The 4,152-nt window shown below is 45.3% G+C and carries 4 protein-coding genes and 1 pseudogene; 3 read left to right on the forward strand and 2 right to left on the reverse strand.

The genetic code is table 11. The features are described 5' to 3' along the window. The 3 genes and pseudogenes from LEPIL_RS00005 to LEPIL_RS23165 all read left to right on the forward strand — a co-directional run. Nucleotides 1-459 (forward strand): annotated as a pseudogene (locus LEPIL_RS00005) (transposase); the annotation flags it as partial. A 78-nt stretch (nt 460-537) separates the two neighbouring features. Continuing rightward, nucleotides 538-1,998, forward strand: coding sequence for a tetratricopeptide repeat protein (locus LEPIL_RS00010; RefSeq protein ID WP_002768691.1), 1,461 nt, complete (start codon nt 538-540; stop codon nt 1,996-1,998). 55 nt (nt 1,999-2,053) lie between these two features. Further along, entirely contained in the window at nt 2,054-3,202 is a 1,149-nt protein-coding gene (locus tag LEPIL_RS23165; protein WP_002768694.1) for a hypothetical protein, read from the forward strand. Here the strand turns inward: LEPIL_RS23165 and LEPIL_RS00020 are convergent. After that, nucleotides 3,160-3,414, reverse strand: a complete 255-nt coding sequence (locus tag LEPIL_RS00020) for a hypothetical protein (RefSeq protein WP_040917978.1) — start codon at nt 3,412-3,414, stop codon at nt 3,160-3,162. The two genes, LEPIL_RS23165 and LEPIL_RS00020, sit on opposite strands and share 43 nt — an antisense overlap. Before the next feature lie 38 nt (nt 3,415-3,452). Then, nucleotides 3,453-4,152 (reverse strand): IS66 family transposase (tnpC, locus tag LEPIL_RS00025; protein ID WP_002768696.1); only part of this gene is annotated, 700 nt, incomplete at its 5' end.

Consider the following 4,152-nt stretch of genomic DNA (forward strand, 5'->3'; position numbering starts at 1 on the left):
CCTTCATAAACAGAGAAATGTCTTGCCAAGCTCCCACGGAAGTATCATGCAGAATTCTGCAAGAGATACAAGCAGGCATTCAGCGCTAACAGTTACGAAGATGTCGCAAGCGAGATGCGGTCCGTTCTATCATGGCTCGAATCCATCAGCTACAGTGCCTCTCAGAGTCTTCAGGAGGGTTTAGAGGCACTGTTAACGCTGCATCGCATCAATATGCCGCCGAAATTGAGAACATCCTTTTACACAACCAATCTGATCGATTCGGCATTCTCGAATCCCAGATCTCAGCTTAACCGGGTTAAACGGTCAAGGCCTCAGACAGACCAGGTGCTCCGATGGGTCGGCAGTCTCCTGCTATCACAGGAGGAACAATTCCGTAAGGTGCGGTCATACACTCATATCCATGAGTTCTTAAACAGCTTCCTGGATAAAAAGATTGACGAGCGGATCTCGGCATAGGATGCATTCAGTGGGTCCCGCCTCAAAGTCTAACTATCACTGGGACATAGTCAAAGAGAAGAGCGAAGACGCTTACTCATGAAGTATTTAAACATTGAGGCTATTGATCTTACTGCTGACGATATAGATTTTCTTGCGGGCCTGCAAAAAGGATTCCCCGAACAGGCCATCTACACAGTCGACCTTCTCAAAGATATCGGAATATCATCACTAAAAAGGGAATCTTTCAGAGTAATTGAATTCAATCAAGACAGAGTATCTACACTATTAAAAGAATTCCTTGAATCAGAAATGCAGTTCCTTTCTTTCATGGCAAGATTCGACTTCATTAGCATCGAACTACTCAATGAAATGATTTCCGAAGAAAACACCTACACGAGCTGTATCAACAAATGGATAGCCCATTCGCTCTGCGAACAAATCGGGACAAACCTTGAGTATATTCGGGTGAACGATGCAATCAAAGATTACATTCTTCGACTCAAAATTGATGTCCCCCCCGTTCTCGCTGAAAAATTGCGGTCGGTAGCCAAAGACTATCTCTCAAGAGGAGACTTCTCAGACCGTTCAGAATACATCATTTCACTCCGAGAATTACTTACAGAAAACCCCAACCTTAATGATGATCGAATTATTCCTTCGATATATCTTAAGACGATGGTGGATCTATATAACAACCACAAAAACCGCTACAATGATGTTATCAACCTTGCCGATCGCGTGCTTAGCCGGGAAGAATTTCTCGATAGAAGATTTGCTCAAGAAGTCCGCTACCGGCTTTGTCAGTCGCTTGCCAGAACCCGTAATGGTCGATTCATGGAAGAAGTTCACAAAATCAACGGCATAGAACACCACTACCTTCTCGGCTTCCACTATCGAATATCAGGTCGAAATGAAGACGCTCTCAATAGATTGAACAAAGTCCTGCAATCAAAGCCGAATCACTCACGGGCTAAAAGGGAGCTGGTACACGTATACCTAAACATCGAAGAATATGATCAAGCTCTTGATATGGCCTCAGATAATTACCGCAGCGAACCTTCCAACCCCTATCTCATTCAATCTTATTTCACATGCCTCATCAGAAGCCAAGACTCTACGGCTCATAGAGAAAAAATAGAGGAACTCATCCAGAGGCTGCAGCGAATCCGAACTAGTGCTGCCGAAGAGATCTACATAAATTCCCTAGCCCAGTACCAAGCCTTTACACTAGGTGACAAGGCTAGCGCCATTAAATGCATCGAGGATTATCAAGAAACTACAGCAGAAGCATCTCCTTACATTGCCCTTACAAAAATCGAAATTGGCATCCGCTATAAAGACATAGGGTTAATGAGACAATCGCTTGAGCTCCTCGGAACAATGAATATTCAAAACTCTTACCTGAATAATCTCTATTTTTTAAAGCTTGCAACGCTCAATGCTATGGAAGGCAACCGGCCCGAAGCCGAACGAAATATTCAAAAAATCGTCAACTATCCTCCGAATATTCGAGCTAAGCTGATGTCCAAAATTGAAAGCTTTCTTCCCAAGAATTAGGAGTGATTGGTCGGCACAGCGTTGCAGCACTTCCCAAATCGTCGAAACAGAGCTTATGAATCATTTTTCATATCGCAGACTGGCGTTTGATAACTACTGGCGCAAGCACTACTGGACACGTTACCTGGCAAAGGGCAACGATTCGCGCCAACCCGATCGAAGGGAATTCCACGAAGCGATTAAGCAGTTTGAATCTTGGACAGGGAGCCGAAGGATTCCAGGGAAGCGCAGCCACCACAGCATTTCGCATATGCTGTCCAACCTAATTCCTCAAGCAGGCTTTTTATTTCTCTGGATCGTTGAAGAATTGCGATATCTTGAAAAGAACCACCAGAGAGCATTTAATTCGATTATTCGGAAATTTGCGAATGCCGATTTTTCTCATGAGGCCCTTGAACTCATATTGGAAGTGGCAGCCGTTCGCCGATTCTTTCCTGTCATGACTATCGATATTGATCGCCCCATAGGGTCTGGAACAATCGATTTGAGTGTCCAATTAACAAACAGACAATCCTTTCATCTTGAGATCACGAGACTGGAAGAATCCGGGGAGTCACGTTTTGCAAGCAGATGTCTCGATGATCTAATAAATCGCCTCATATATCATCCTTATTGCCCTCGATTTGCCTTTAAGTTCCGATCTGCCCCAACGGCGGATGAATGGAATAGCCTAATATCCGAATTGGACAATCGCCTGCAAGCCAAAGATGAGACTATTGTAATAGACAATCAATTCTTACTTTTAGTTTCCAGCTCGAGTGAAGAAGCATTTGCTTCGCTGATCGAAACTAAGAAGCTCAAGCCTATGGAATCGAGTGGCTGGTTGATGAATGATAAATCAATGGAGAGACTCATAAAAAAAGGACGTGCGAAGCGTACTAAATACTATCACCAAACCGAAGACTACTGCGTAAGCTTCCACTCAATTGGCAGCGTTTATTTCTGGATCAATGATCCTTTATCTTTACAGTTATGGCTGAATACTATAACATCTGAAATCCGAACGCCAGTGAAATTCAGCCTATTCATTCCATGGTACTATCAAACACCTCAGGTTCCGGACGATTACACTAGCTTCGTATTGGATATACCTACTGGTGATCGCTTTATTTCACTGCTATCCAAGAATACGCCCATTTTCCCTTGGATAGCTTCCCCCTCTCAATCCTCCGGAGATGAATCGTCGGCCTCTTCGCCGGCATAGTACGTATCGCTGCCTTTCTGTGCACGCAGAACAAATACGTTGTCGGTGTCTTCGCCCAGCGCCAGTTCGGTGCGCGTCTTTCGACCGAGCATCCAGATCATACGATCGGCCTCGACCGGAGCTGTCGTCTGGCGCTGCAGGCGATCGATCGCTTCTTTGAAACATTCGATCGTTACGGGATTCTCAAGCGTTTTCAGGCGTTCTTCGATCACCGGCAACGCCTCTTTCGTAAGCGGAGCAATAACCGCCTCTACTCAGCCAACAGGAAATCCCTGTCTTTCAATTTCAATGGCAAAAGCGCCGCCCAGTCGGATTCAGTTACGGCGACGGGAGCGTTCTTGAGCAAGTAATGCATATAGAGGGATGGATTCAGTCCGGCGGCTTTTGCTCCTTCGATCAATGTATAGAAGAGAGCGCTGGCATGGGCACCGCTCATGGTAACGGCGAACAGCCAGTTTTTCCTGCCGACAACAAATGGTCGAATGCCATTTTCTACCTGGTTGTTATCGATAGGGATCTCTGGATTATCAAGGAAAGCCGTTAGCTGCGGCCATATATTCAGGGTATACTTTACGGCGTTCCCGTAACGACCGGATGGGTTATATGATGCATCCTGTTTACTGATAATATTCTTCAATTCAACCATGAGCGGCCTTGTTTCCTTGTCTCTGAGTCGCGCCAGCTCCTTGAGATCCGGATGACTTTCACGCCAGTCCGATTCAATTTTATAGACTTGCCTGTACAATTCCAGAACCGTATCGATGTCGGCATTACCTTTTACGACCTTGCCCGCCTCGATAAATTTTCTACGTGCATGAGCATTGCAACCTGCATGAACGATTTCGCTCCGGGATTGAAGAACGCCATAACCGCTGTAGCCATCTGTAATGATCGCTCCTTTATAATCGGATAAGATTTCCGTAAGAAACGCAGAGCTGCGATTGGAACGA

The sequence above is a fragment of the Leptonema illini DSM 21528 genome, from assembly GCF_000243335.1.
Taxonomy (GTDB): domain Bacteria; phylum Spirochaetota; class Leptospiria; order Leptospirales; family Leptonemataceae; genus Leptonema; species Leptonema illini.

What these genes read in the sequence shown, in the direction of transcription:
- LEPIL_RS00010 (WP_002768691.1), top strand. Translation starts at nt 538, where the DNA reads ATGAAGTATTTAAACATTGAGGCTATTGATCTTACTGCTGACGATATA.
- LEPIL_RS23165 (WP_002768694.1), top strand. Translation starts at nt 2,054, where the DNA reads ATGAATCATTTTTCATATCGCAGACTGGCGTTTGATAACTACTGGCGC.